Genomic DNA, 25,914 nt, shown 5'->3' on the forward strand with positions numbered 1-25,914 from the left:
GAAGGTATGGTGATTGTTCGTGACGACGTTTCGGATCAGCGAAGCCGCCACGCTGCTCGGGGTCAGCCCCGACACCGTCCGCAGGTGGGTCGACGCGGGCAGGCTCATCGCCCGCCGCGACGACAACGGCCACCGGACGGTTGAAGGGGCCGACCTGGCGGCCTTCGCCCGCTCGCAGATCGAGACGGGCGGCGGCACGGGGCACTCCTCGGCGCGTAACCGCCTGCGCGGGATCGTGACCGAGGTGATCAAGGACTCGGTGATGGCCCAGGTGGAGATCGCAGCGGGGCCGTACCGGGTGGTTTCGCTGATGAGCCGCCAGGCCGCCGACGAGCTGGGCCTGGAGGCGGGGGTGGTGGCGGTCGCCGTGATCAAGTCCACCAACGTCGTCGTGGAGATCGCCGACCCCGCTCGCGCGGTGAGTCAGTAAGGAGTCCTCGTTGCCCAAGCGGTTGCCCAGACGACTGTTCACCCGCCTTTCCCGGCTGACCGTGGTCCCGCTCGTGCTCGCGGCGACCCTGTCCGGCTGCGGCTCCGGCGCCCAGGACGCCTCCCCCAGCGGGACGTCCTCGGACCCCTCCGCGGGCGGTGGGGCGACGACGCTGACCGTGTTCGCCGCGGCGTCGCTGACCGGCACGTTCACCGAGCTGGGCAAGACCTTCGAGGCCGCGAACCCGGGCACCACGGTGCGGTTCAACTTCGGTTCGAGCGCCACGCTGGCCCAGCAGATCGTCCAGGGCGCCCCCGCCGACGTCTTCGCCGCGGCCAGTCCCGCCACGATGAAGACCGTCACCGACGCCTCCCTGGCCGCGGCCCCGACCACGTTCGCGCGCAACACGCTGCAGATCGCCGTGCCCGCGGACAACCCTGCCAAGGTTGACGACCTCGCGGACCTCGCCAACCCCAAGATCAAGGTCGCCCTGTGCGCCGCCCAGGTGCCGTGCGGCGCCGCGGCCGTCAAGGCGCTCGACGCCGCGGGCCTGAAGGTCACCCCGGTCACCCTGGAGCAGGACGTCAAGGCGACCCTGACGAAGGTCGAGCTCGGCGAGGTGGACGCCGCCCTGGTCTACAGGACCGACGTGATCGCCTCCGGGGGCAAGGTCAAGGGCATCGACTTCCCCGAGGCGGGCAAGGCGATCAACGACTACCCCGTCGCGACGCTGACCAAGGCGCCCGCCCCCGACCTCGCCAGGAAGTTCGTCGACCTGGTGCTGTCGCCCCGGGGCAGGGACGTGCTGACCAAGGCGGGCTTCGACGCCCCCTGATCCCGTGATCCGCTCCCGGCGACGGCCACACAGGAGCCAGGGCCGCCCGCCCTGGCTCCTGCTGCTGCCCGCCACGCTGGGAATCGCCTTCCTGGTCCTGCCGCTGGCCGGGCTGCTGGTGCGCGCGCCCTGGCCGACCATGGCCGAGCGGCTGGCCGAGCCCCAGGTGCTGCAGGCGCTGCGCCTGTCCCTGGTGACCGCGACCCTGGCCACGCTCGCCTGCCTGCTGCTCGGCGTGCCGCTGGCCTGGCTGCTCGCCCGCGTCACCTTCCCCGGGCGGCGCCTGCTGCGCGCCCTGATCACCGTCCCCCTGGTGCTGCCGCCCGTGGTCGGCGGGGTCGCGCTGCTGCTGGTGCTGGGACGGCGCGGCCTCATCGGTCAGTGGCTCGACGAGACGCTCGGCGTCACCCTGCCCTTCACCACCGCCGGGGTCGTGGTCGCCGAGGCGTTCGTGGCAATGCCGTTCCTGGTCATCAGTGTCGAGGGGGCGCTGCGCGCCGCCGACACCCGCCTTGAGGAGGCCGCCGCCACACTCGGCGCCTCCCGCATGACCGTCTTCCGCAGGGTGACGCTGCCGCTGGTCGCCCCGGGCGTGCTGGCGGGAGCCGTACTGTGCTGGGCCCGCGCGCTCGGCGAGTTCGGAGCGACGATCACCTTCGCCGGGAACTTCCCCGGGCAGACCCAGACCATGCCGCTGGCGGTCTACCTGGCGCTGGAGACCGAACCCGAGGCGGCCGTCGTGCTCAGCCTCGTCCTGCTGGCCGTCTCCGTGGCCATCCTGGCGAGCCTGCGCGACCGGTGGACGGGCACGGCGTGAGCGCGCGTGAGCGGTGGCCGGACGGCCCCATGACCCTGCGGGCCCGCGTCGTCGTCACCAGGCCCTCCTTCCACCTCGACCTCGACCTCACCGTCGCCCCCGGCGAGGTCGTCGCGCTGCTCGGCCCCAACGGCGCGGGCAAGACGACCGCGCTGCGGGCGCTGGCCGGGCTGACCCCCGTGGACGACGGCCACATCACCCTGGACGGGCGGCCCCTGCACACGCTGGCGGCCGAGGACCGCCCGGTCGGCATGGTCTTCCAGGACTACCTGCTCTTCCCCCACCTGTCGGCGCTGGAGAACGTCGCCTTCGGGCCGCGCTGCCGGGGGGTGGGCAGGGCGCGGGCGCGCCGTACGGCACTGGAGTGGTTGCGGCGGGTCGGGCTTGAGGAGTACGCGGCGGTCAGGCCGGGACGGCTCTCCGGCGGGCAGGCCCAGCGGGTGGCGCTGGCCCGCGCCCTGGCCGCCGAGCCGCGCCTGCTGCTGCTGGACGAGCCGCTGGCCGCCCTCGACGCCCACACCCGGCTGGAGATCCGCTCCCGGCTCCGCCGTCACCTGGCCGACTTCGACGGCGCTACCGTCCTGGTCACCCACGACCCGCTGGACGCCATGGTCCTGGCCGACCGGCTTGTCGTCGTCGAGAACGGCACGGTCGTGCAGGAGGGCGCCCCGGCCGAGGTCGCCCGCCGTCCGCGCACCGACTACGTCGCCCGCCTGGTCGGCCTCAACCTCCACCGGGGTGCCGGGGCCGGGTCTCAGGTCGCCGTCGGCGAGGTGAGCTTCAGCGTGGCCGATCCCGTCGAGGGCCCGGCGTTCGTGGCGTTCTCCCCCTCGGCGGTCGCCCTGTACCGCACCCGCCCCGACGGGAGCCCGCGCAACCTGTGGCAGGCCGTGATCGAGGGCATGGAACGCCACGGCGACAACGTCCGCGTCCACCTCGAAGGGCCGCTGCCCGTCGCCGCCGACGTCACCCCCGCCGCGGTCGCCGAACTCGGCCTGACCCCCGGCCAGCCGATCTGGGTCTCGGTCAAGGCGACGGAGACCCACGCCTACCCGGCCTGAGCACCGTCACGGTTCGGCGTCGAGCAGGCGGGCGAAGCGGCCGGTGACGTGGCTCCAGTCCCACTCCCGCTCGGCCCAGGCCCGCCCACGCTCCCCCATCTCCCCGGCCCGCTCCGGATCCTCAAGCAGCCGCACCAGGGCCCCGGCGACCTCCTCGGGGCGGGTACCGTCGACGACCAGGCCCGTCTCGCCGTCGAGCACCGCGTCGGGGGCGCCGCCCGAGGAACCCGCGACCACGGGCAGCCCGGTGGCCGAGGCCTCCAGATAGACGATGCCGAGCCCCTCCACGTCAAGCCCTCCCAGTCTCGTACGGCACGGCATCGCGAAGACGTCTCCCGCGTCGAGATAGGCGGGCAGCGAGGCCCACGGCACCGGCCCCGTGAGCCTGACCGAGCCGCCGAAGGGCCTGGCCAGGCGTTCGAGGGTGCCCCGGTAGGGGCCGCCGCCGACGATCAGCAGGACGGCCCCGGGGACCACGCCGAGCACCCTGGGCCAGGCCCGCAGCAGGACGTCCTGTCCCTTGCGCGGCACCAGCCTGGACAGGCAGACCACGACGGGACGCCCCTGGAGGCCGAGTTCGGCGCGGACCTCCTCTCCCCCGGCGCCGGGGCGGAACAGGGAGGTGTCCACGCCGGGTGCGAGCCGTACCAGACGGTCGGGGGGGATCACCCGGGCCAGGCGGCGCCGGGTGTACTCGCCCAGGTAGGTGACCGCGTCGGCGTGCGCGCCGATCCTGGCCAGCAGCCCCCTGGCGAGCGGGACCCCGGCCCAGGCGGCCTCGTGGCCGTGGGTGAGCATGACGATCCGCCGCGCCCCGGCCGCGCGCATCCTGGGCGCGAGCAGGCCGAGCGGCGCCGCCGCCCCGAAGACCACGGTCTCGCACTTGAACTCGGCGACCAGCCGCGCGGCCCTGCGGCCGACCGCCCGGGTGGGCAGCATCAGGGAGGTGGGGTGGCGCACGACGGGGTACGGCTGCCGCGCGTCGAAGGCCGCCGAGCCCGGCCAGCGGGGGGCGTAGACCACCACGCTCTCCGGGGGGCGCCCGGCGGCCAGGCCGTGCACGAACGACTGGATGCCGCCCGCCCTGGGCGGGAAGTCGTTGGTGACGATCAGCGTGCGGGTCACGGTTCCCCGGCGCCGTTCAGCAGGGCCCAGGAGCGGGCCATGGCGATGCGCTGCGGTGTCGTGGGATGAGACGCATAAAGCAGATATTCGATGATATTTGGGGACAAATCAGAGATGTTGGTGACGGCGAGCCGCTTCTGCATGGCGACGAACGTCGCGGGCTGCCTTGTCAGGTCCAGCGCGTGCGCGTCGGCACGGGCCTCGATGTGCCTGCTGACCACGTTCTGCGCAGGGCCCGACAGCACGGTCGCCAGGCTCAGCAGCCCCATCAGCAGCCCGACCGCCCGGGGATCGGCCGCCGAGGAGACGCCGGTGCGGCGCCGTACCGGACCGGCTGAGGTGATCAGGTAGAGCAGGCAGGCCCCGCAGGCGGCGCCGAGCGCTCCGACGAGCGTGCCGTACAGCACGTCGCCCGCCTTGGCGTGGCCCAGCTCGTGCGCGACGACCAGCTCGACCTCGTCGGCGGGAGCGCGCAGCAGCGTGTCGTAGACCACGATCCTGCGGGTCGCGCCGAACCCCGAGACGTAGGCGTTGAGCGCGGTCGTGCGCCGGGAGGCGTCGGCCACGAGCACGTCCTCGACCGGGACGCCGTCCTTGGCCGCCATGGCGAGCAGGTCGGAGCGCAGCGCCCCCGCAGGCATGGGCTTGAAGTCGTTGAACAGGGGCTCGATCACCACCGGGTAGGCGAAGGAAGCCAGCACCGTCAGCGCGAACGCCCCGACCGCCGCGGGCAGCCACCAGCGCCGGTAACGACGGGCAAGCGCGATCACGGCGACCACCATGATGGCCGTCAGCACGGCGCCGATCGCGGTGTTCTTGATCCGGTCGGCCGACCACGACCCCCAGGTCTGGGTGGACAGGCCGTACTCGCGCAGGTAGGTCTCCGACCACATGCCCAGCGGCCAGCGCAGGGCCGCCACGACCGCCGAGATCGCCAGCACCCCGAGCAGCGCCCGCAGCCACCACGGCCCCCGCAGGCGGCCGAGCAGCCGCGCGCCGAGCGGGGTCGCGACCAGCACCCCGGCCACGACCAGCGTCAGCCCCAGCGACAGGTAGGACGGCAGGCTCACCGCCGCGTCGAACGCCTCGGCCCTGGCGATCTGCTCCGGGCTGAAGTCACGGGCCGGATCCGGCGCGACGTACGGCGCCGCCTCGGGCAGCGCCCGCCACGGCGTGGTGAACGCGACGACGGCCAGTGTGACCGCCCCGAGGACGGCCAGGGCGATCCCCGCCCCCCGCTCCCGTTTGGGCGTCTCCCGCGCACTCCGCGTCATCCGAGTTCCCTCCGGAGATGGTCGCGCCACGCGGCGGTGAACTCCGCTCGCGACAGGCCCAGCGTGCTGTCCACATCGCTACCGTAAAGCCTCACCAGTCCCTTCTCGCCGAAGCGCTCCGCGACGTACCGGCACGCGAGCCAGGCCTCCTCGTAGGCCTGCGCGAGTCTGGGTGAGCCGGGGGCGAAGTCGGCGAGGCCGGGCAGTTCCGTGGGCAGACGGCCGGCGCGCACCTCGGCGGCGAGTTCCGCGGCCACCGTCCGGGTGGGAATCCCCGCGTCCCGGTAGCCCACGTAGTCGGCGAACCCCTCGGAGAGCCACATCGGGACCCGGCCGCCCCTGGTCGCCCCCGTCGCCAGATGGGTCAGCTCGTGGGTGATCACCACGTCCCTGCCGGTCCCGCTGAGCCTGGCGTATCCCGTGGGCACCACGACCACCCGGTCCACGGTCGCCAGCGCGGCCAATCCGCCGGTCCGCCCCGCTCCCGCCAGGAGCGCGGCCTCCTCGTCGGTCGCGGGAACCACGACCACCGCCCTGACGGGCCCCCAGACCTCGGCGATCGTACGGCAGGCGCGGTCGGCCCTGGCCGCGAGATCACGGAGTTCGGCGGGCGGGACGCGGTGTCCGACGACGAGCGAGCGCTCTCCCCTGACCACCTCGGCGGCGCCCGGCCACAGGTCGCGGGCCGTCTCCGGCGTGGGCCTCGCCCCGCCGAGCCCGGCGCCCGCCAGCGCGAGCATCCCGGCGAGCACGGCGCGGCGCCCCTTCGGGACGGACATGTCAGCCGATGCTAGCCGACGTTCGGCGGTTTCCCGGGTACGCGACGGCCCCGCCCGTCCGGAGAAGGATGGGCGGGGCCGTCCGCCGCTGTCAGGCGCCGGGACGAACCGCTCCGGCGAAGGCGGACCTGTAGTACCCCTTCAGCGTCACGATCCTGACCGTCTTGCCACTGCTCGGCGAGTGGATCATCTTGCCGTGGCCGACGTACATGCCGACGTGGCCCTTGCCGTAGAAGAACATCAGGTCACCGAGGCGCAGCTTGCTCCACGGCACCTTCTTCCTGACCGCGCGGTACTGGCTGCCCGTCACCCGGGGGAGGGAGATGCCGGCCTTGCGCCACGCGTACTGGACCAGGCCCGAGCAGTCGAACGCGCCGGGACCGGAGGCACCCCACCGGTACGGATCGCCGATCTGCTTCCTGGCCGTCGTCACGGCCGTCCTGGCCTTGGTCCGCTGCCGTGCGGCCCGGCTCATCGCGACCTTCGCCGTGCGCTTGACGCGAGCCTTCTTCGCGACCTTCGCCGTGCTCTTGGCCGTGCTCTTCGCCTGGACCGCGACCGCGGTCTCCGTTGTCGCCTGCGCTGTCGCCGGACCCAGTGCCACCGCTCCGGTTGAGGCGGTCAGCGTGAGGACGAATCCGCCCAGGTAAAGGCGGAAAAAGCGCGACAAACGGGGGTTTTGCAGGGTGGTAGACAGGATTTCTCCTTGGGACTTCCACTGATGCCTACCGGGTTAGCTGACGGGTTCGGGCTGGGAAGACGCCCTACGACGAAGAACACGTCGATTCACCCCTGGCCACACGTCGAGGGCCGATGGTTCCCCGGCTCCGTGCCTCCTGGCTGCACGAACTCGGCGGGCCGCCGCGGTGTGGGACCAAGCCCTTGGGGGAGCGGCGACCAACTGGATATCTATACGGACACCGGCCTTCGGGACCGGCATTCGACGCGGCGGCATGGCTTGCTCACCGCGACCGCCAGAAGGTACCCCGATTACCAAGTCCCGGCAAAGACCCCACCAAATCCCAAGGCCCCCGGGAAAGGGTTTCACGTTTACGAAATGCCTGCTTGTGTGGCATCACGATCTTATAAATATGACCCTTGTCACATTTATAATGATCTTCGGGAAAGACGTGGCTTATGTCACATAAATCACATCACCAAACAGCTTTCCCGGTCTACGCTCCGGGGGCCGTACGGCTTGCTTCCCCCTCAGAACGCCCGGAAACGACGAACGGCCCGCACGCGGACAGCGTGCGGGCCGACAGGCCAAATGCTCTCAGAGGCCCCGTCAGGGACGGACGGCCCCAACCAGGCGGCCGCCGTACGAGGAGAGGGGAACGACCTTGACGACGTCCCCGGTCTGGGGAGCGTGGACGATCTTGCCGTCGCCCGCGTAGAGGCCGACGTGTCCCAGTCCCTGGCTGAAGAGGATGTCCCCGGGCTGCAGGTCGCTCAGCGAGACCTTGCGGTTGGAACCCCAGCTCCACTGCTCCCAGGTGGTGCGCGGCAGGCTCACGCCCCCGGTGCGCCAGGAGGCCTGCACCAGCCCCGAGCAGTCCCAGCCGTCGGGGCCCGTGCCGCCGTACCGGTACGGCTTGCCGATCTGGGCGAAGGCGAAGGACAGGGCGGCCCTGGCGTTGCCCGAGGCGGGGCCGTTGTACTGGATCCCGGCGCTGTTGGGGTCGCCGGGCCTGAAGGTGCCGAGGTCGCGCAGCGTCTTCGTCTGGATCTTGATCAGCTTCTCGACCTTCTCCTTCTCCTCGGCCAGTTCGTCACGCGTCTCGTCCGCGTCGGCCAGCGCCTGCTTGGCCTGGTCACGGTTGTCGCGCAGCGTCTTGGTGGCCTCGTCGAAGGCGTTCAGGGCCTCGGCCCTTGAGGCGGAGATCTGGTCGGCCGTGGCCAGGCCGCTCAGCACCTGGTTGGGGTTGACCTCACCGACCAGGTTCGGCCAGCCGACGACCCCGCCCTGGTAGGTGGTGACGGCCATGGTCACGAGGTCCTTGCGCAGACCCGCGACCTTCGCGGTCTGCTTCGTCAGGTCCTCGTTGAGGCCCTCGTACTTCTTGCGGGCCTTCTTCCACTTCTCGCCCGCCTGGTTGTACTTCTCGACGAGCTGGTCGGCCTGCTCGTTGAGCTTGGCCAGCTTCCGCTTGGTCTGCTCGATCGTCGGCTTCGGCGCGGCCGTCGCGCTCCCCATTGGAGCCAGGAGCAACGCCAGGGCCAGTCCCGCAGCCATCGGCACACGCACGAACCCACCCGGCATACCCGCCACGGCCACGACGCCGCCTCCCCACGCAAAGACCTGGGGCGAAATAGTACAGAATCGGTAAGGTCCAGCTCACCTTTTTGGCGGTTTTGTTCTTTACCGGGAGACGATCAGGCCCGCCCGAGCCTGCGCAGGAGAAGCACCGCGGGGACGGGCCGCGCGCCCATCCGCCGGACCGACTCGGCGACCTCGCGGTCGGAGGAGACGACCGCGACGGCCCGCCCGACGGGTTCGGCCCGCACGAGCTGGCGGATCAGGTCGTCGGCGATCTGCCCGGGGGCGCTGAACATCACCCGGACACCACGCGGCGCCGAGACCGGCACCGGGCCGTTCAGCTCGGCGCCGTCGAAGACACAGGTCAGCTCGGTGCGGGTCTGCGCGTACAGCGCGCCGAGCCCGGTCAGCAGCCGGTTGCGCTGGTCGGCCAGGGTCAGCGAGCCGTACCCCGTCTTGGTCACGTTGTAGCCGTCCACGATCAGGTGGATCTGCGGCAGCGCGAGCAGCTGGTCGAGCAGGACGGGATCGTCGTCGGCCAGGGCCCGCGCGGGCACCGCCTGCACCCCGTGCCTGCCCGGCGCGACCGAGGAGACGGAGTCGGCGGGCCGGTGGATGCTCGACGGCAGCGCCAGCTCCCTGCGCAGCCCCGCGGCGGCGTCCTGCAGGGCGTCGAGCAGCATGCGGACCTTGGTGTCCTCGACGCTGCGGCCCTCACGGGCGGCCCTGCGCGTGGCCTCAAGCTGCCGCTCGGCGTCGGCCACCCGCTCCCGCAGGCGGCGCAGCTCGCTCTCCCCCGCGCTTCCCGCGGCGGTCGCGGCGGCCTTGGCCTCCTGCGCGGCCTCCTCCATCTCGGCGGCCTGCGCCTCGGCGGCCTTGGCGCGCTCCCTGGCGTCGTGCAGCCTGCGGCGCAGGTCGGAGATCTCGGACCTGGCTCCCTTGAGCTGCTCGCGCAGCCGGTCGGCCTCCTCCTTCGCCGCGGCCTTCTGCGCGGCGAGCTGCTCACGCAGCCGGGTGAGCGCCTGCTCCTGCGCCGACCCCTCGGCCACGGCTGCCGACCGCTCCAGGTCGTCGCGGGCGGTCTCGACCATGTCCACCCAGCCGGGCGGCCTGGTCAGGTAGGCGGCGGCGGCCACCAGAACGGGCTCGGCCGCGGGCGGCACGACGCCCTCCGCGAGGCTCTCGACCAGCTCGGGCCAGCTCGCGGCCAGCGTCTCGGCGACCAGCTCGCGGAACTTCTTGTCGGTCTCCAGCTGGGCGGCGATCGGCGCGCCCCCCAGTTTGGCCCGTTTTCTCGGGTCGAACCTGGCGATTCCCCGCAGCGGCGCGGGCACCGTCGCCTGCGGCATCGACCCGAGGATCTGGGATGCCAGCTCCACGACGTGTAAGCGGACCTGCTCGGGCAGTGGACGAGACAGGCCCTCTCCGGCTGAACTCATCACGGCCCCTACTCGGATCGGTCTTCACGTCAAGGGTACGGCTACCGCACCCGGACACCGACCTGACCGACGGTCACCGCCCCCCTTCCCAGGTGAACGTGACGTCGCGAAGGGACGTCCGGCGGGAGAACGGGGGGTGTCCGGCCAGGTACCCCGGACATGCCCGCGACAGCGGCTCCCATACCCCTTCCCCGCCCGTCGGCTCAGATCAGATGGCCCGCGTCGTGGACGGTCAGCGCGATCTGGACCCGGTTGTTCAGCTCCAGCTTCGTCAGCACCCGGGAGACGTGCGCCTTGACCGTCGCCACGCTCATGTAGAGTTCGGCGGCGATCTCCGCGTTGGATCTCCCCCTGCCGACGGCGAGCGCGACGTCACGCTCCCGGTCGCTGAGTACGGCCAGCAGCGCCCGCGCCTGTTCCCCGCGCGTGCCGGCGCCACCGTCGGAGACGTGTGCGATGAGCTGGCGGGTGACGGCGGGCGACAGGATCGGCTCTCCCGCGCCGACCTTGCGGATCGCGGTGACCAGGTCGGCCGGAGGGGTGTCCTTCAGCAGGAACCCGGCCGCTCCCGCCCGCAGGGCCCGCAGCACCTGGGCGTCGGCGTGGAAGGTGGTCAGGACGACCACCTCGGGAGGGGCGCAGGTGGCGCGCAGCCGCTCGGTCGCGGTCAGTCCGTCGACCCTGGGCATGCGGATGTCCATCAGCACCACGTCCGGCCGGTGTCTGGCCACCAGCTCCGGCACCTCGAACCCGTCGCCCCCCTCGCCGACGACGAGCAGGTCGGGCGCGCCGCCGAGGATCATCGAAAGGCCGGCGCGGACCAGGGCGTCGTCGTCCACGATCAGCACGCGGATCACCGGTCCCGCGGACGAGGGAGTCATGTCCGCCACGTTAGCCACCCTTCCCATGCCGTACGGCTCACGCGGCCCACGGCAGCCACGCGTTGAGCCGGAAGCGGCCCTGGTCGTCGACCCCGTAGGCCAGGCGTCCGCCCACGAGCTCGGCCCGCTCGGTGAGCCCGATCAGGCCCGTCCCGCTGCCCGGGATGGCCTGCCCCGCGGTCGTCGGGTTGCCGATCTCGACGGTGAGCCCGTCGCCGGGCCCTCCCCTGACGGTAACGTCCACCCGGGCGGCCGTGGCGTGCTTGCGGGCGTTGGTCAGCCCCTCCTGGGTGATCCGGTAGACGTTCCTGCCGAGCGCGGCCGGTGCCCTGCCCGGTTCGGCCACCCGCATGTCGAGCGTCACCTCCATGCCCGCGGTCCTGGACTCCTCGACGAGGCCCTCCAGGTCGGCGAGGGTCGGCTGGGGCCGGTCGGGGGTGGTCTCCTCGCCGCCGAGCCGCAGCACGCCGATGACCTCCCGCAGGTCCTGCAGCGCCTGGTGCGCCCCGGTCCTGATCACCCCGGCCGTCCTGACCAGGTCGTCGCGGGGGATGTCGGGGCGGTACTCCAGGGCTCCGGCGTGCACGCTGAGCAGCGAGAGGCGGTGGGCGAGCACGTCGTGCATCTCCCTGGCGATGCGCTCGCGCTCCAGGTGCCTGGCCCGCTCGACCCGCAGCTCGGCCTCGACCTCCGCCCGTTCCGCGCGCTCGCGCAGCGAGAGCACGAGCTGGCGCCTCGCCCTGACGAACATGCCCCACATGACCAGCAGCAGGTAGGACAGCACGGAGAACGCCATGGCCCCCCAGAAGGAGACCTCGGGGTCGGGCCGCCACCACAGCTGGGGCGCGAGCACGGCGATGTGCAGCCCCGTGACCACGGCGACCGTCCTGAAGGGGCGGTGCACGGCGACCGTGAAGAGCGCCACGGCGACGGCACCGGCCGCGGTGCCCGAGGCGAGGGCCGCGGGCACCATGACGAGGGCCAGGCCGACCGGCCAGCGGCGGCGCAGCCACAGCAGCGCGCACGCCGCGGCCCCGATCACCTGGTCGGCGAGGACGACGGCGGGCGGCAGGGAGCTGACGGGATGCATGGCCAGCGCCGCGGCCAGCCCCATCAGCGCGGCCACGACGAAGACGACGATGTCCACGCCCCAGTCGCGGGCCGAGCGCCGCGTCGGCGACCGCTCACCCACGAGATCGCCGTGCAGGACCGCGGGCAGCAGCCACCGATACTCCGTCACGCTGTCCGAGGGTAGGACCCGCCGGGAACCGTCCGGTACCGACCAAAGTCGATGTCCGGGCGACTTTCGGCCGACGCGTCCCGCCCGGCTCCCCCGTCACCATCGAGGCATGAGAGCGACCCTGTGGATCCTCGGGAGCGTCTGCGTCGTCCAGGCCGTCGGCGGCGCGCTCAGCGCCCTGTGGGGCCGGGGGCGCGGGTGGTTCCTGGTGCACCACGTGGGCCCGCTGGAGGGCTACGAGATCTTCGCCTGCATCGTGCTCGGCGTGCTCGGACTGGCGCTGTGGGCGGCGGGCGCCGCCGTACGGAAAGAGTGATCTCTTCTGTTTCCCAGGGGTGAGACGGGGGTTACGTGAGGGTTGCCGGGACACCACGGGGGAACGACGGCAGGCGGACCCCGGAGCGGTAAATGTCGGTCGATGCTCCTATGGTCGTGAGCCGTGGAGTACGCCGTGCAGGGGACGCTTGACGAACTGGGCACGCCGCTCGACCAGATCACGTTCGTCGTGTTCGATCTGGAGACCACGGGGGTCTCCGCCGACGAGCACGCCATCACGGAGATAGGCGCGGTCAAGGTGCGCGGCGGCGAGGTGCTCGGCGAGTTCGGCACGCTGGTCGACCCGGGCTCACCGATCCCGCCCTTCATCTCGGTGCTCACCGGCATCACCGACGCCATGGTCACCGCGGCGCCGAGGATCGACTCGGTGCTGCCCTCCTTCCTGGAGTTCGCCCGGGGCAGCACGCTCGTCGCGCACAACGCGGGCTTCGACCTGTCGTTCGTCAGGGCGGCCTGCGCGGCCCTCGGCTACCCGGCCCCGGGAAATCCCGTGGTCGACACCGTCGTGCTGGCCCGCAGGCTGCTGACCCGCGACGAGGTCCCCAACTACAAGCTCGCCACGCTGGCCAAGGTCTTCAGCAGGACCGAGCCGTGTCACCGCGCGCTCGCCGACGCCAGGGCCACCGTGGACGTGCTGCACGCCCTGATCGAGCGGGCGGGCTCCTTCGGGGTGCACACGCTTGAGGAGCTGAAGGGCTTCGTGCGGGCGCCGACGCCCGAGCAGCGCCGCAAGCGCCACCTGGCCAACGGGGTGCCCGGCGAGCCGGGGGTCTACGTGTTCGAGGACGACCGGGGTGAGCCCCTCTACGTCGGCAAGAGCACCAACCTGCGCAACCGCGTCCGCAGTTACTTCACCGCGGCCGAGACCCGGCCCAGGATCCGCGAGATGGTCGCCATCGCCGAGCGGATCAGGACGATCGTCTGCTCCACCCCCCTTGAGGCCGAGGTCAGGGAGCTCAGGATGATCGGCTCCGCCAAGCCGCGCTACAACCGCAGGTCGCGCTTCCCCGAGCGGATGGTCTGGCTCAAGCTCACCGACGAGCCCTTCCCCCGCCTGTCCGTCGTGCGCGAGGTCAGGGACGACGGGGCCGGATACCTCGGCCCGTTCGGCAGCACCCGCGCCGCCGAGGACGCCCGCGCCGCGCTGCACGAGACGATCCCGCTGCGCCGGTGCACCGAGCGGATCACCCCGCGCACCGGCCGCCCCGCGTGCGCGCTCGCCGGGATCGGCCGCTGCGGCGCCCCCTGCGAGGGCCGCCAGAGCGTCGAGGAGTACGGCCTGCACGCCGCCGCGGCCCGCAGGGCCATGGAGCTCGACGCCTCTGAGGTCTTCTCCGCGATCGAGGCCAGGATGGAGCGCCTGTCCCGCGAGCAACGTTACGAGGAGGCCGCCGCCGACCGCGACCGTCTCGCCACCTACGTCCGGGTCTCGGCGCGCATGCAACGCCTGCGCGGGCTGACCTCGCTGCCGGAGCTGGTCGCCGCCGCCCCGCTGACGAACGGCGACTGGGAGATCCACGTGGTCAGGTACGGCAGGTTGGTCTCGGCCGGGGTGATGCCCAGGGGCGCCCACCCGACGCCGTTCGTGGACGCGCTGGTGGCCACCGCGGAGACCGTGGTGCCCGGTCCCGGCCCGGTTCCCGCCGCCAGCGCCGAGGAGACCGAGTGCGTGCTGCGCTGGCTTGAGACCCCCGGGGTGCGCCTCGTGCAGGTCGAGGGCGGCTGGAGCCTGCCGATCGGCGGCGCCGGGCGGTTCAGGGCCCGCATCGAGCTGGCCTACCGCTCCCGCGAGCGGTACGGGGACCGCGAGGGCCGTTCCCGGCGCTGATAGCGTCGAAGGAAGCAGTCCCCAACGAGGAGGAGAGTCAGTGGTCACCGCGATCGTGCACATCAACGCCGAGGTCGACCGGATCCCCGAGGTGGCCCAGACGATCGCCGAGCTCGACGGGGTCAGCGAGGTCTACTCCATAACCGGCGAGTACGACCTGCTGGCGATCGTCCGCGTCCCCGCCTACGAGCAGGTCGCCGAGGTCATCCCCGGCAAGCTGAACAAGGTGGCCGGGGTGCTGCGCACCGAGACGCACATCGCCTTCCGCACCTACTCCCGGCACGATCTTGAGGCCGCCTTCTCCATCGGCCTCGGCGAGTCCGACTAGCTCACGTCGGCAGGCGGGTCCCCGGGCGGGGCTCGCCCGTCGTCGGCAGGCGGGCCCGCACCTCGAACCCCCCGCCGGGCAGCGGCCTGGCGTCCAGGGTGCCACCGAACATCGTGGCGCGCTCGCGCATACCGAGCAGCCCCGTCCCGGTGACGGCCCCGACGGGCGCGGGTACGGCCCTGCCGTCGTCGCGGACGAGCACGTCGAGGAAGCCGGGGCGCCAGCGCAGTGTGACGTGGGCCGAGTTGGCCCCCGCGTGCTTGAGCGTGTTGCCCAGCGCCTCCTGGACGATCCGGTAGGCCGCCAGCTCCAGGGTCAGGCCGATCTCCATGGGAAGGCCGTCCTCGACCACCTCGACCCGCAGCCCTGCCGTACGGACCTGGGTGAGCAGGTCGCACAGGTCGGACAGCCGGGGCTGGGGGTGCCTGGTCGCCACGGGGGCGCCCTCGACGGTCAGCAGGCTCAGGATGCGCTGCAGCTCGACCAGCGCCTGACGGCCCGACTCCTCGGCGACACGCAGCGTCTCGCGGGCCCGCCCCGGGTCCTTCTCCATGATCATCCGGCCCGCGCCGACGCCGAGCGTCATCATGCTGACCCCGTGGGCGACCACGTCGTGCAGCTCCCCTGCGATGCGGGCGCGTTCCCGCATCGCCGCGGCGCGGCCCAGCGCCTCCCGCTGCCCGGCCAGCCGGGTGCGCTCGGCTGCCAGGCTCAGCAGCAGCAGGCGCCGCTCACGCGCGAGCCTCGCGGCGGCCAGCGAGAGGCAGACGACCGCGAGGACGAGCAGCCCGAACGCCACTCGCCAGGCCGGAAGGTCAACACGCCACATGGGCGCAATCTAGGACGGCCACGGCGGGGGGTGCATCCCCTCACGGGAGGATCTTGCGTCCGCCCGCGAGGGGAGGACGCGCGGGTCAGGAGTTCTTCAGTCCCTGGCTGATCTCGACCCAGCGGTCGAGGAGGGTCGCCGCGGCGCCGGAGTCGACGACCTGCCCGGCCCTGGCGTAGGCGGCGGCCATCGAGGCGTCCAGGTCGTCCCCGGCGGCGTCGTGGGCGACCAGCGCGGCGGCCGCGTTGAGCAGCACCGCGTCGCGGACGGGCCCGGTCTTGCCGCTGAGCAGGTCGCGTACGGCCTGCGCGTTGAAGACCACGTCCCCGCCGCGCAGCGCGTCCGGCTCCGACCTGGGGATGCCGAGCACGGCCGGGTCGAAGACGGTCTTCCTCGCGGTGCCGTCACGCACGACCCAGACGGTCGAGGTCGTCGCGGTGGTCAGCTCGTCGAGCCCGTCGTCGCCGCGGAAGACCAGGGCGGAGACGCCGCGCTCGGCGAACACGCCCGCGACCACGGGGAGCATGACCGGGTCGAAGATGCCGATGGCCTGGGCCTGCGGCCTGGCGGGGTTGGTCAGCGGACCGAGGAAGTTGAAGACCGTCGGGATGCCCAGCTCCTTGCGGGCGGGTCCGACGAAGCGCAGCGCCGGGTGGTAGTAGGGCGCGAAGCAGAAGGCGATGCCCGCCTCGACGGCGACCCTGGCGGTGTCCTCGGGGGCCAGGTCGAGCACGACCCCCAGGTGCTCCAGCACGTCGGCGGCCCCGCAGAGGGAGGAGGCGGCCCGGTTGCCGTGCTTGACCACCCTGGCGCCCGCGGCGGCGGCCACGATCGCGGCCATCGTGGAGACGTTGACGGTGTGGGCGCGGTCGCCACCGGTGCCGACGACGTCGACGACGGGCCCCTCGACCGACAGCGGGGTCGCCCGCTCCAGCATGGTGCGCGTCAGCCCGGTCAGCTCGGCGACCGTCACCCCCTTGGCCCGCAGCGCCACGGCGAAGCCCGCGATCTGCACGGGGGTCGCAGAACCGGACATGATCTCGTTCATCGCCCAGGCGGTCTCGTCCGCGGTGAGGTGCTCACCCGCGAGCAGGGCGGACAACAGCGCGGGCCAGGTGGTGCGCGCGTCCATGTGGGGTCTCCAGAGGGTTCGGTCTACCGGGAGGTCAGGCGGGTCGACAGGCGGCGGCGCATCAGGTCGGCGACGGTCTCGGCGAGCACGACCGGGTCGATCGGCTGCGGCACGACGGCCTCCGCGCGGGACCACTCGGCCAGCCACCGGTCGTCACGGCGGGCGATCAGCAGGCAGATCGGCGGGCAGTCGTACACCTCGTCCTTGGCCTGCCTGGCGACCCCCATGCCGCCTGCGGGCTGGGTCTCGGCGTCGAGCACGGCGACGTCGATCTCCCCCGAGTCGAAGTGCTGGACGACCTTCGCGTGGGTGGCGCACTCCACGATCTCCACGAGGGGCACGTCGGCGGCGGGGCGCCGGCCGATCGCCTGCCGCACCTTCTCGCGGGTGCTCGCGTCGTCGCTGTAGACGAGGACCCTCAGCTTGTCGTCGGTGCTCACGGTGGCGCTCACTATCCCTTGTCGATGTATGGTCACCTGGGATGGTACCGGGCTGCTCGCCCGGAGACCCAGGCCGGACGCGTCCATGAGTTAATTGCGTCGTAAGCCCGGTTTGAGGGGACACGGAGACCCCCTAGTGGGGGGTCGTGCGGCGACCCGACCAGGAGAGCCGCAATAATGCTGCCCGTGGCGACAGCATCCGCAATATCTACGACGACGACAGCGCACTCGTCCCGCAGGCCAGACCTGGTCAGCGTCGGGACGATCGTCTGGCTGTCCTCTGAGCTCATGTTCTTCGCGGCGCTGTTCGCGATGTACTTCACCATCCGGTCGGTCAGTCTCGGTCAGGGTCTCCCCTGGCCGGAGGCTCACCTGAACGTCCAGTTCTCGCTGGTCAACACGATCATTCTGGTCCTGTCGAGTGTGACCTGTCAGCTGGGCGTGTGGGCGGCTGAGAAGGGCCAGGTCGCCAAGCTGCGCTTCTGGTACATCGTCAGCTTCCTGATGGGTGCCGTGTTCGTCGGTGGCCAGCTGTACGAGTACAGCCAGCTGGTCCACGAGGGGCACACCCTGTCGCACTCCGCGTACGACTCGGTGTTCTACCTGACCACGGGCTTCCACGGCCTGCACGTGACCGGTGGACTGATCGCGTTCCTGTTCATGCTGGGACGTACGTACGCCGCGAAGCGCTTCACCCGTGAGCAGGCGACCAGCGCCATCGTCGTGTCCTACTACTGGCACTTTGTCGATGTGGTCTGGATTGGCCTTTTCGTGACCATCTACGGCATTCATTAAGGAATCGGGGATCTCTGTGAATAGGATCACCGCTGGGCGGCGGCATCCCCTCGCGAGATACGCCGTCCTGCTTCTTGCCCTTGGGCTGCTCGGGGGGTTCTACACCCTGGCGGCCCCGACGAGTGAGCGGGCTGACGCGGCCATCGCGTCCGGCAGGGCCGACGACGTCGCCGAGGGCAAGAAACTCTTCGAGCAGAGCTGCTCCAGCTGCCACGGCCTCAACGCCGAGGGCACCAAGAACGGCCCGACGCTCGTCGGCGTCGGCGCCGCCGCCGTGGACTTCCAGGTCAGCAGTGGCCGCATGCCCCTGGCCAACCCCGGCGCCCAGGCCCCGCGCAAGCCGACGGCCCCCTGGGTCAACGAGGACACCATCCGGCAGCTCTCCGCCTACATCCAGTCGCTGGGCGGCGGCCCGACCGTCCCCACCGACGAGCAGGTGGACCCGGCCAAGGGCGACAAGTCGAAGGGTGGCGAGCTGTTCCGCGCGAACTGCATCCAGTGCCACAACTTCGTCGGCGCCGGTGGCGCCCTGACCCAGGGCAAGTACGCCCCGCCGCTGAACGAGGCCACCCCGAAGCAGATCTACGAGGCCATGATCACCGGCCCGCAGGCGATGCCGGTGTTCAACGACAGCATCATCACCCCCGACCAGAAGCGGGACATGATCGCCTACATCGTGGGCGTGCGTGAGGAGCCCAACCCGGGCGGCGCCGGCCTCGGCCGCATCGGTCCGGTGACCGAGGGCATCGTGGCCTGGATCGTGGGCATCAGCCTGCTCGTCCTCGCCGCCATCTGGATCACCGCCAAGAAGCGACAGGCCCACCAATGACAGACAACAACCACGACATCGAACAGTCCGAGGGGCGCGTGCCACACCGCGTCATCGGCACCCCGTCGCCCGCGACGAGCACCTCGCTGCTGGGCAGGGAGGAGCACGCCGGAACCGACGTCGACGTCCCCGGCGTGAACCTGCAGAACGAGCAGACCGCCAGGAAGGGTGAGCGGGCCGCGGCCCTGTGCTTCCTCATCACCTTCCTGGCCGCGGTCGCCTTCGTCGTCTCCTACGTGGTCTTCCAGGTGGGCGACGTGGAGTCCACCCAGACCTCGACCCTGGCGCTCGGCGGCTCGCTGACCCTGGCGCTGCTGTCGCTCGCGGCGGGCGTCGTGTTCTGGGTCCGCATGGTCATGCCGAAGTACAACCTGATCCAGGAGCGCCACGAGATGGCGTCCTCTCCCGCGGTCAGGGACGAGGTCGGCAGGACCTTCCTGCAGGGCGCCGCCGAGAGCGGCGTCACCAAGCGGCCGCTGCTGCGCCGTACGCTCCTGCTGGCCGCCGCCCCGCTGGGCGTGCTGCCGCTGGTGCTGCTGCGCGACCTCGGGCCGCGCTACACCAACTTCCCGCAGAAGCTGCGGCACACCGTCTGGGGCGAGAAGACCAAGGACGGCAAGGACCGCAGGCTCGTCGTCGAGGGAACCGGCGCGCCGATCCGCGCTGCCGACTTCAACTCCCCCGGCGGCATCCTCTCGGTCGTGCCCGAGGGTTACGAGCACGACCTCAACGCCCTGGCCAAGGCGACGCTGATCCTGATCAAGTTCCGCCCGGAGGAGATCAAGTCCGGGACGAACAAGAACTGGACGCACGACGGCATCGTGGCGTACTCCAAGATCTGCACGCACGTCGGCTGCCCCGCGGCCCTCTACGAGCAGACCACGCACCACATCCTGTGCCCGTGCCACCAGTCCACCTTCGACGCCGCCGACGGCGCCAAGGTGATCTTCGGCCCGGCCGCCAGGCCGCTGCCCCAGTTGCCCATCGCGGTGGACAACGAGGGCTACCTGGTCGCCACGGCTGACTTCGCCGTCCCGCCAGGACCGAGTTTCTGGGAGCGCGGCGACGCCGAGGCCGAGGTCCGTGCGAAGGGAGGCCACGCATGAGCACCGGAACGGTTCCGAAGCCCATCGCGGGCGCGAGCGGTTTCCTCGACGACAGGCTGGGCGCGGGGAACTTCCTCAAGCGCAACCTGCGCAAGGTGTTCCCCGACCACTGGTCGTTCCTGCTGGGTGAGATCGCGCTCTACTCGTTCATCATCCTGCTGCTGACCGGTACCTTCCTGACGTTCTTCTTCAAACCCTCCATGGCGCACGTCGTCTACGACGGCTCCTACGAGCCGCTCAGGGACGTCACGATGTCGGAGGCGTACGCCTCCTCGCTGCACATCAGCTTCGACGTGCGCGGTGGTCTGCTGATGCGGCAGATGCACCACTGGGCCGCCCTGCTGTTCGTCGCCGGCATGATGGTGCACGCGCTCCGGGTGTTCTTCACCGGTGCGTACCGCAAGCCGCGCGAGCTGAACTGGCTCATCGGCGTGCTGCTGCTGACGCTGGCGCTCGCCGAGGGTCTGACCGGCTACTCCCTGCCCGACGACCTGCTCTCCGGCGCCGGTCTTCGTATCACCGAGGGTGTGGCGATCTCGCTGCCGCTGGTCGGCACCTGGATCACCTTCTTCCTCTTCGGCGGCGAGTATCCCGGCGAGGACGTGATCTCCCGGTTCTACTCGCTGCACATCCTGCTCATCCCCGGCATCCTGCTCGCGCTCATCTCCGCCCACATGGTCCTCATGTGGGTGCAGAAGCACACCCAGATGCCGGGCAAGGGCCGTACGAACGAGAACGTGGTGGGCGCGCCGTTCTACCCGGCCTTCATGGCCAAGGCGGGCGCGTACTTCATGTTCACGTTCGGGGTGATCGCACTGCTGGGCACCTTCGCCCAGATCAACCCGATCTGGCTGTTCGGTCCCTACACGCCGGCCGACATCTCGGCGGGTTCCCAGCCCGACTTCTACATGGGCTTCCTCGAAGGCGCACTGCGTCTGATGCCCTCGTGGGAGATCAACTTCCTGGGCTTCACGCTGCCGATGAGCGTGCTGATCCCGGCGCTGGTCCCGATGGGCATCATCATGACCGGCCTGGCCCTGTATCCCTTCCTGGAGCAGTGGGTCACCGGGGACCGCAGCGAGCACCACGTCGCCGACCGTCCCCGCAACAACCCGCACCGCACCTCGATCGGCATCTCGGCCATCACGTTCTACGGTGTGCTGTGGCTGCTGGGCGCCAACGACGAGATCTCCTCGGTCTTCCACGTCTCGCTGAACTGGACGACCTACATCGGCCGGGGCCTGATCTTCCTCGGTCCGCTGGTGGCCTACATCGTCACCTACCGGATCTGCCTGGGCCTGCAGCGCAGCGACGCGGCGGTGATCGGCCACGGCGTGGAGTCGGGTGTCATCAAGCGCCTGCCCCACGGTGAGTACATCGAGGTCCACGTTCCCGCCGAGGCCTCCATCGAGGCGCACATGCGGGGCAAGACCGCGGTTCCGATGATCGCCGGGACCGACACCGACAAGGACGGCATCCCGCCCAAGGGGATGCGCGGTCCGCTCGGCAGGCTCCGCGCCAAGATGAGCAAGGCCTACGGCGGCGAGAAGATCCCGCTGGACGACGGCCACGGTCACGGCGACGAGCACGACGAGCACGCGCAGGTCGGCCCGGGCGGGGACGACAGGTCCCTGACCCACTAGGCCGCCAAGGCGTCGCCACACGACGGGGCCCGGACACCGACTCGGTGTCCGGGCCCCGCTGTCTGTCTCCGGCTCTCCCACGGTGACCCCCAGGAGGCTCCTGTACGGCTCGCGGAGCCCCGGAAAACGGTCTGCCGCAATTCCCCACACCCACGGGCCCGGAAAGGCGCACAGGGCCTCTCAGCGGCCCCGAGGCGCGCGGGCCGTCACAGGGAGTCGGCGGTGAAGTACTTGACGCTGCTCCACTTCAGCCACTGCTTCCAATCCTCCTGCCAGTGGCCCCACCCGTTGGTCGGCTCCAGCTGGCGAGGACTGCCGGTGATGATGATCGGGTCACCGATGAGGGTGTTGTTGATGAACCAGGCGGCGTTGTCCGGGCTGACGTTGACGCAGCCGTGGCTGACGTTGGAGTACCCCTGGGAGCCCACCGACCACGGCGCGCTGTGCACGTACTCGCCGCTGTTGGAGATGCGGACCGTGTTGTAGACCGTCATCTGGTAGTAGCCGGGAGAGCCGGGCCCGATGCCCGGGGAGGTCATGACCGTGACGGGCTCCCTGGACATGGCCAGGTGCACACCGCTGGTCGTGTAGTACTTCCAGGCGCCGCCCTGGCCCGCGCTCATGGGGATCTGCCGGACGACCTTGCCGTTGCGCCTGACGGTCAGGTGGTGGGTGAGGGTGCTGCCCTTGGTGATCTGGGAGCGGCCGATCCGGAAACGGATGCTCTGGTTCTGCTTGCCGTACACGCCCCTGCCGCCTCTGACGCCCTCAAGATTGGCGTCCACGCGGACCGTCGTGTTGGCGGGCCAGAAGGTCTTGGGGCGGAAGTGCACGGTCTTGTCGTCGAACCAGTGCCAGGCCCCGACGACCGGCTTCGAGGCGCTGATCGCCAGGTTGCGCTCGACCTCGACGCGGTCGGTGATCGGCTGGTCGAAGGTGATCATGACGGGCATGCCGACCCCGACCGTCAGGCCGGTCAGGTCCTTGTCGGGGAGGAACTCCTTGATCGCGAAGGTCTTCTCCGCCCTGACGGTGGAGAAGGAGGTGCGGGTCTCGGTGGTCTTGCCAGCCGGGTTCACCGCGACCGCGGTGACCTCGTAGGTCGTCCCCGGCAGCGCGGTGTCCTGGCTGTGCCACTGGGACCCGTCCGCGCTCAGCACGCCCGTCAGGGTGTTCCTGGGGCCCTTCACGGTGACGCTCTTCAGCGTCCCGCCGTTGGCGGCCACCAGGACCGTCGCGTGGGTCGGCACGTTGCCCGCCTTGTCGAGCGGGACCACGCTGACCGCCGCGTCCGCGTGCGGCGCCGACCCTGCCGGCCCCAGCGCGGCGGTGGTGGAACCGTCCGAGCATGAGGTCACCAGCAGCAGGGCCAGCAGCCCGGCCCCCGGAATCGAAACACGCATCGTCTGTCCCACGTGCCCCACGTGTACTCCCCTGTTCAGGACCGGTCCGGTGATCCTGTTATTACCCGTAGTAAGCGGAGCGCCACATATGGCAGGGGGTATGGGTCCCCAATAAACACCAAAAAACGGACCACGGAAGTTCCGTGGCCCGTTTCTGGGAGCCGGGGCTCAGTGCGAGAAGTGACCCCGGTAGTACTCGAAGACGAACCCGATCATGCTCATGATGACCGCGAAGACGCCGATCAGGAACAGCCACCAGCCGATGACCAGGCCGACCGCGGTGAGCGAGACGGCCAGGCAGACGAACAGCGGCCACCAGCTGTGCGGGCTGAAGAAGCCGAGCTCCCCCGCGCCGTCGCTGATCTCGCCCTGCTTGTTGTCCTCAGGCTGCTCGCCGATGCGGCGGGCGGTGTACATGAGGTAGTAGCCGATCATGAAGGCGAAGCCGACCGAGATCGCCATCGCCGTCGTGCCGACCGGTTCCCTTGACCAGAACCAGTAGACGACGTCCACGGCGGCGAAGAAGATGCCGCAGAGGATGAACAGCCAGCCCTGGACCTTCATCGGTTCTCCTCCAGCTCAGGCGAGGCCGAGGTGATGTGCGGATACTTCAGGTCGAACGCGGGGCGCTCGGACCTGATGCGCGGCAGCGAGGTGAAGTTGTGCCGCGGCGGCGGGCACGAGGTCGCCCACTCCAGCGAGTTGCCGTAGCCCCACGGGTCGTCGACCGTGACCTTGGGAGCGGACTTGTGGGTCCGCCACACGTTGTACAGGAACGGCAGCGTCGAGGCGCCCAGCAGGAACGCGCCGACCGAGGAGATCATGTTCAGGTCGGTGAAGCCGTCGGCCGGGCTGTAGTCGGCGTAGCGGCGCGGGAAGCCCGCGGCGCCCAGCCAGTGCTGCACCAGGAAGGTGGTGTGGAAGCCGATGAACAGCGTCCAGAAGTGCACCTTGCCCAGCGTGTCGTTGAGCATCTTGCCGGTGAACTTGGGCCACCAGAAGTAGAAGCCCGCGAACATCGCGAAGACCACGGTGCCGAAGACGACGTAGTGGAAGTGGGCCACCACGAAGTAGGAGTCCGACACCTGGAAGTCCAGCGGCGGCGAGGCCAGGATGACGCCGGTCAGGCCACCGAAGAGGAAGGTCACCAGGAAGCCGATCGAGAACAGCATCGGCGACTCGAACGACAGGTGTCCCCGCCACATCGTGCCGATCCAGTTGAAGAACTTCACACCGGTCGGGACCGCGATGAGGAAGGTCATGAACGAGAAGAACGGCAGCAGCACCTGGCCGGTCGGGAACATGTGGTGCGCCCACACGGTGATCGACAGACCGGCGATGGCGATGGTCGCGCCGACCAGGCCGATGTAGCCGAACAGCGGCTTGCGGCTGAAGACCGGCAGGACCTCCGTCACGATGCCGAAGAACGGCAGCGCGATGATGTACACCTCGGGATGGCCGAAGAACCAGAACAGGTGCTGCCACAGCATGGCACCACCGGTCGCCGAGTCGAAGATGTGCGCCCCGAGCTTGCGGTCGGCCTCCAGGGCCAGCAGCGCGGCGGCCAGCACCGGGAAGGCCATCAGCACCAGGATCGAGGTGAGCAGGACGTTCCAGGTGAACATCGGCATGCGGAACATCGTCATGCCGGGCGCGCGCATGCACACGATCGTGGTGATGAAGTTCACCGAGCCGAGGATCGTGCCCAGACCGCTGATGGTCAGGCCGACGATCCACAGGTCACCGCCGATGCCGGGCGAGTGGATCGCGTCCGACAGCGGGGCGTAGGCGAACCAGCCGAAGCTTGCCGCGCCGCCCGGGGTGATGAAGCCCGACAGGGCGATGGTGCTGCCGAACAGGAACAGCCAGTAGCTCACCATGTTCAGACGCGGGAAGGCGACGTCCGGCGCGCCGATCTGCAGCGGCATGAGCTCGTTGGCGAAACCGGCGAACAACGGCGTCGCGAACATCAGCAGCATGACCGTGCCGTGCATGGTGAACAGCTGGTTGAACTGCTCGTTGCTGGTGAGCTGCAGGCCCGGCTGCGCCAGCTCGGCCCGCATGATCAGCGCCATCACGCCGCCGATCAGGAAGAACACGAACGAGGTGATGAGGTAGAGGTGCCCGATGATCTTGTGATCGGTGGACGACATCCACTTCGCGATGACCGAGCCCTTGCGGGTCGCCACCGGGGTTAGGGCGATGGGCTCGTTAAGTGCGGTCACTGGGCACCCGCCTGACTAGCGATGTACTTGTCGAACTCGTCCGGGGTGACGAGCTTCACGGAGAAGAGCATCCGGCTGTGGTCGGTACCGCACAGCTCGGCGCAACGGCCCGCGAACACACCGGACTTGTTCAGGGTCTCGACCTCGAACTTGTTCTCCACCCCGGGGATGACGTCACGCTTGAAGTGGAAGGCCGGCACCCAGAACGAGTGGATGACGTCGGGCGAGACGAGGTCGAACTCCACAGTCTTGCCCGCCGGGAGGACCAGCTGCGGTCCCTCGCGGTAGTCACCGACCGGCGTGCCGACCACCGCGGCCTTCTGGCCGTTGTAGTCGGTGGTGAAGCGCCAGCTCCACTGGAAACCCTCGACCTTGACCTTCACGTCGGCCTTGCCGGAAACCGCGTTGACGTAGTTCTGGTCCCGCGCGGTGAAGTAGAAGAAGACGCCGACCATGATGATCGGCACAACCGTGTAGAGGATCTCGATCGGGAGGTTGTAGCGCACCTGCGGCGGCAGGCTCTCCTTGGAGTTCTTCCTCTTGCGGTGGAAGGCCACGGACCACAGGATCAGGCCCCACACGACCACACCGGTGGCGAGAGCCGCGATCCAGGATCCGTTCCATAGATTCTGGATGGTGTCGGCCTGCTTGGTGATGCCCTCGGTCATACCGCCACGAGACCATTCCCCAGCGGTGTTCTCAGCACTGCACGCCGTCACGGACACCAGCAGCAGCGCCAGAGCGGCAGCGCATGGCACCCGGCGGCGGACCAACGGACGCCGTGCGGAACGGCGGGTCGGACTCACGGATCGCCTACCCCACAGATGAAGCCCAGAAGTCACTCCTGGGCGGTCGTTTGTTCATGTTCACAACTTGTTG

The 25,914-nt window shown here is 70.5% G+C and carries 26 protein-coding genes and 1 riboswitch; of the genes, 11 read left to right on the forward strand and 15 right to left on the reverse strand.

The window, feature by feature from the left end; translation table 11 throughout:
- The first annotated feature begins 19 nt into the window (after positions 1–19).
- The 4 genes from FHS44_RS15135 to FHS44_RS15150 are packed head-to-tail and all read left to right on the forward strand — an operon-like array spanning position 20 to position 3,143.
- Complete coding sequence (locus FHS44_RS15135; RefSeq protein ID WP_184714808.1) at positions 20–430, forward strand: TOBE domain-containing protein; 411 nt, start codon at positions 20–22, stop codon at positions 428–430.
- Between the two features lie 10 nt (positions 431–440).
- Positions 441–1,265, forward strand: coding sequence for a molybdate ABC transporter substrate-binding protein (modA, locus tag FHS44_RS15140; protein WP_246435422.1), 825 nt, complete (start codon positions 441–443; stop codon positions 1,263–1,265).
- Positions 1,266–1,269: 4 nt separating this feature from the next.
- On the forward strand, positions 1,270–2,082 hold the full coding sequence (locus FHS44_RS15145) for an ABC transporter permease (protein ID WP_312863663.1): 813 nt from the start codon (positions 1,270–1,272) through the stop codon (positions 2,080–2,082).
- Between the two features lie 29 nt (positions 2,083–2,111).
- Positions 2,112–3,143 (forward strand): ABC transporter ATP-binding protein, encoded by a 1,032-nt coding sequence (locus FHS44_RS15150; RefSeq protein ID WP_184715374.1) that lies wholly within the window; start codon positions 2,112–2,114, stop codon positions 3,141–3,143.
- A gap of 6 nt (positions 3,144–3,149) precedes the next feature.
- Here FHS44_RS15150 and FHS44_RS15155 read toward each other — a convergent pair whose 3' ends face one another.
- From FHS44_RS15155 to FHS44_RS15190, 8 genes are all read right to left on the reverse strand, one after another.
- Entirely contained in the window at positions 3,150–4,268 is a 1,119-nt protein-coding gene (locus FHS44_RS15155) for a glycosyltransferase family 4 protein (RefSeq protein ID WP_184714810.1), read from the reverse strand.
- Positions 4,265–5,542, reverse strand: a complete 1,278-nt coding sequence (locus tag FHS44_RS15160; RefSeq protein ID WP_184714812.1) for a M48 family metallopeptidase — start codon at positions 5,540–5,542, stop codon at positions 4,265–4,267. The genes FHS44_RS15155 and FHS44_RS15160 overlap by 4 nt, the downstream gene beginning before the upstream one ends.
- Positions 5,539–6,321 carry a gluzincin family metallopeptidase gene (locus tag FHS44_RS15165; RefSeq protein WP_184714814.1) on the reverse strand — a complete coding sequence of 261 codons (783 nt, stop codon included), beginning with the start codon at positions 6,319–6,321 and terminating at the stop codon, positions 5,539–5,541. The genes FHS44_RS15160 and FHS44_RS15165 overlap by 4 nt, the downstream gene beginning before the upstream one ends.
- 91 nt (positions 6,322–6,412) lie before the next feature.
- Entirely contained in the window at positions 6,413–6,925 is a 513-nt protein-coding gene (locus tag FHS44_RS15170) for a C40 family peptidase (protein ID WP_312863664.1), read from the reverse strand.
- Positions 6,926–7,028: 103 nt separating this feature from the next.
- Positions 7,029–7,187: riboswitch (cyclic di-AMP (ydaO/yuaA leader) on the reverse strand.
- Positions 7,188–7,609: 422 nt separating this feature from the next.
- Positions 7,610–8,557, reverse strand: coding sequence for a C40 family peptidase (locus FHS44_RS15175; RefSeq protein WP_246435423.1), 948 nt, complete (start codon positions 8,555–8,557; stop codon positions 7,610–7,612).
- A gap of 140 nt (positions 8,558–8,697) precedes the next feature.
- Positions 8,698–10,020 carry an NYN domain-containing protein gene (locus FHS44_RS15180; protein WP_184714818.1) on the reverse strand — a complete coding sequence of 441 codons (1,323 nt, stop codon included), beginning with the start codon at positions 10,018–10,020 and terminating at the stop codon, positions 8,698–8,700.
- A 203-nt stretch (positions 10,021–10,223) separates the two neighbouring features.
- The gene (locus tag FHS44_RS15185; protein ID WP_184714820.1) at positions 10,224–10,901 is read right to left on the reverse strand and encodes a response regulator; all 678 of its coding nucleotides are present in this window, start codon (positions 10,899–10,901) and stop codon (positions 10,224–10,226) included.
- Between the two features lie 37 nt (positions 10,902–10,938).
- Positions 10,939–12,141, reverse strand: coding sequence for a sensor histidine kinase (locus FHS44_RS15190; RefSeq protein WP_184714822.1), 1,203 nt, complete (start codon positions 12,139–12,141; stop codon positions 10,939–10,941).
- A 109-nt stretch (positions 12,142–12,250) separates the two neighbouring features.
- Between FHS44_RS15190 and FHS44_RS15195 the strand changes: the two genes are divergently transcribed.
- From FHS44_RS15195 to FHS44_RS15205, 3 genes are all read left to right on the forward strand, one after another.
- A complete protein-coding gene (locus FHS44_RS15195; RefSeq protein WP_184714824.1) occupies positions 12,251–12,457 on the forward strand; it encodes a hypothetical protein in 207 nt (68 codons plus the stop codon).
- Between the two features lie 123 nt (positions 12,458–12,580).
- A complete protein-coding gene (locus tag FHS44_RS15200; protein ID WP_184714826.1) occupies positions 12,581–14,305 on the forward strand; it encodes a DEDD exonuclease domain-containing protein in 1,725 nt (574 codons plus the stop codon).
- 40 nt (positions 14,306–14,345) lie between these two features.
- Positions 14,346–14,633: an Lrp/AsnC family transcriptional regulator gene (locus FHS44_RS15205; protein WP_184714828.1), complete on the forward strand. Its 288-nt coding sequence runs from the start codon at positions 14,346–14,348 to the stop codon at positions 14,631–14,633.
- A gap of 1 nt (position 14,634) precedes the next feature.
- On the opposite strand, the gene FHS44_RS15210 is transcribed toward FHS44_RS15205, so the two are convergent.
- From FHS44_RS15210 to FHS44_RS15220, 3 genes are all read right to left on the reverse strand, one after another.
- On the reverse strand, positions 14,635–15,462 hold the full coding sequence (locus tag FHS44_RS15210) for a sensor histidine kinase (protein WP_184714830.1): 828 nt from the start codon (positions 15,460–15,462) through the stop codon (positions 14,635–14,637).
- Between the two features lie 85 nt (positions 15,463–15,547).
- Complete coding sequence (trpD, locus tag FHS44_RS15215; RefSeq protein WP_184714832.1) at positions 15,548–16,594, reverse strand: anthranilate phosphoribosyltransferase; 1,047 nt, start codon at positions 16,592–16,594, stop codon at positions 15,548–15,550.
- Positions 16,595–16,617: 23 nt separating this feature from the next.
- Complete coding sequence (locus tag FHS44_RS15220; RefSeq protein WP_184714834.1) at positions 16,618–17,034, reverse strand: response regulator; 417 nt, start codon at positions 17,032–17,034, stop codon at positions 16,618–16,620.
- Positions 17,035–17,211: 177 nt separating this feature from the next.
- On the opposite strand from FHS44_RS15220, the gene ctaE reads away from it, so the two are divergent.
- From ctaE to qcrB, 4 genes are read left to right on the forward strand one after another with little or no spacing between them, the layout of a single operon-like run.
- Positions 17,212–17,829 carry an aa3-type cytochrome oxidase subunit III gene (gene ctaE / locus FHS44_RS15225; protein ID WP_184714835.1) on the forward strand — a complete coding sequence of 206 codons (618 nt, stop codon included), beginning with the start codon at positions 17,212–17,214 and terminating at the stop codon, positions 17,827–17,829.
- 16 nt (positions 17,830–17,845) lie between these two features.
- The gene (qcrC, locus tag FHS44_RS15230; protein WP_184714838.1) at positions 17,846–18,658 is read left to right on the forward strand and encodes a cytochrome bc1 complex diheme cytochrome c subunit; all 813 of its coding nucleotides are present in this window, start codon (positions 17,846–17,848) and stop codon (positions 18,656–18,658) included.
- Positions 18,655–19,764 (forward strand): cytochrome bc1 complex Rieske iron-sulfur subunit, encoded by a 1,110-nt coding sequence (qcrA, locus tag FHS44_RS15235; protein ID WP_184714840.1) that lies wholly within the window; start codon positions 18,655–18,657, stop codon positions 19,762–19,764. The genes qcrC and qcrA overlap by 4 nt, the downstream gene beginning before the upstream one ends.
- Entirely contained in the window at positions 19,761–21,407 is a 1,647-nt protein-coding gene (gene qcrB, locus FHS44_RS15240; RefSeq protein WP_184714842.1) for a cytochrome bc1 complex cytochrome b subunit, read from the forward strand. Before qcrA ends, qcrB begins: the two co-directional genes overlap by 4 nt.
- Before the next feature lie 206 nt (positions 21,408–21,613).
- On the opposite strand, the gene FHS44_RS15245 is transcribed toward qcrB, so the two are convergent.
- The 4 genes from FHS44_RS15245 to ctaC form a co-directional block, all read right to left on the reverse strand.
- Complete coding sequence (locus tag FHS44_RS15245; RefSeq protein ID WP_184714844.1) at positions 21,614–22,810, reverse strand: L,D-transpeptidase; 1,197 nt, start codon at positions 22,808–22,810, stop codon at positions 21,614–21,616.
- A gap of 168 nt (positions 22,811–22,978) precedes the next feature.
- The gene (locus tag FHS44_RS15250) at positions 22,979–23,374 is read right to left on the reverse strand and encodes a cytochrome c oxidase subunit 4 (protein ID WP_184714847.1); all 396 of its coding nucleotides are present in this window, start codon (positions 23,372–23,374) and stop codon (positions 22,979–22,981) included.
- Positions 23,371–25,035, reverse strand: a complete 1,665-nt coding sequence (gene ctaD, locus FHS44_RS15255; RefSeq protein WP_184714849.1) for an aa3-type cytochrome oxidase subunit I — start codon at positions 25,033–25,035, stop codon at positions 23,371–23,373. The genes FHS44_RS15250 and ctaD overlap by 4 nt, the downstream gene beginning before the upstream one ends.
- Complete coding sequence (gene ctaC / locus FHS44_RS15260; protein WP_446697301.1) at positions 25,032–25,877, reverse strand: aa3-type cytochrome oxidase subunit II; 846 nt, start codon at positions 25,875–25,877, stop codon at positions 25,032–25,034. Before ctaC ends, ctaD begins: the two co-directional genes overlap by 4 nt.
- Between the last annotated feature and the right edge of the window lie 37 nt (positions 25,878–25,914).

It is taken from the genome of Streptosporangium saharense (assembly GCF_014203715.1).
In the GTDB taxonomy this organism is placed as follows: domain Bacteria; phylum Actinomycetota; class Actinomycetes; order Streptosporangiales; family Streptosporangiaceae; genus Streptosporangium; species Streptosporangium saharense.

Bases quoted from the DNA above. Each gene is read 5' to 3' on its own strand.
- FHS44_RS15150 (WP_184715374.1), top strand. From the start codon at position 2,112: ATGACCCTGCGGGCCCGCGTCGTCGTCACCAGGCCCTCCTTCCACCTC.
- FHS44_RS15160 (WP_184714812.1), bottom strand. From the start codon at position 5,542: ATGACGCGGAGTGCGCGGGAGACGCCCAAACGGGAGCGGGGGGCGGGG.
- FHS44_RS15165 (WP_184714814.1), bottom strand. From the start codon at position 6,321: ATGTCCGTCCCGAAGGGGCGCCGCGCCGTGCTCGCCGGGATGCTCGCG.
- FHS44_RS15175 (WP_246435423.1), bottom strand. From the start codon at position 8,557: ATGGCTGCGGGACTGGCCCTGGCGTTGCTCCTGGCTCCAATGGGGAGC.
- FHS44_RS15180 (WP_184714818.1), bottom strand. From the start codon at position 10,020: ATGAGTTCAGCCGGAGAGGGCCTGTCTCGTCCACTGCCCGAGCAGGTC.
- FHS44_RS15185 (WP_184714820.1), bottom strand. From the start codon at position 10,901: ATGACTCCCTCGTCCGCGGGACCGGTGATCCGCGTGCTGATCGTGGAC.
- FHS44_RS15195 (WP_184714824.1), top strand. From the start codon at position 12,251: ATGAGAGCGACCCTGTGGATCCTCGGGAGCGTCTGCGTCGTCCAGGCC.
- FHS44_RS15210 (WP_184714830.1), bottom strand. From the start codon at position 15,462: ATGTGGCGTGTTGACCTTCCGGCCTGGCGAGTGGCGTTCGGGCTGCTC.
- trpD (WP_184714832.1), bottom strand. From the start codon at position 16,594: ATGGACGCGCGCACCACCTGGCCCGCGCTGTTGTCCGCCCTGCTCGCG.
- ctaE (WP_184714835.1), top strand. From the start codon at position 17,212: ATGCTGCCCGTGGCGACAGCATCCGCAATATCTACGACGACGACAGCG.
- qcrA (WP_184714840.1), top strand. From the start codon at position 18,655: ATGACAGACAACAACCACGACATCGAACAGTCCGAGGGGCGCGTGCCA.
- qcrB (WP_184714842.1), top strand. From the start codon at position 19,761: ATGAGCACCGGAACGGTTCCGAAGCCCATCGCGGGCGCGAGCGGTTTC.
- FHS44_RS15245 (WP_184714844.1), bottom strand. From the start codon at position 22,810: ATGCGTGTTTCGATTCCGGGGGCCGGGCTGCTGGCCCTGCTGCTGGTG.
- FHS44_RS15250 (WP_184714847.1), bottom strand. From the start codon at position 23,374: ATGAAGGTCCAGGGCTGGCTGTTCATCCTCTGCGGCATCTTCTTCGCC.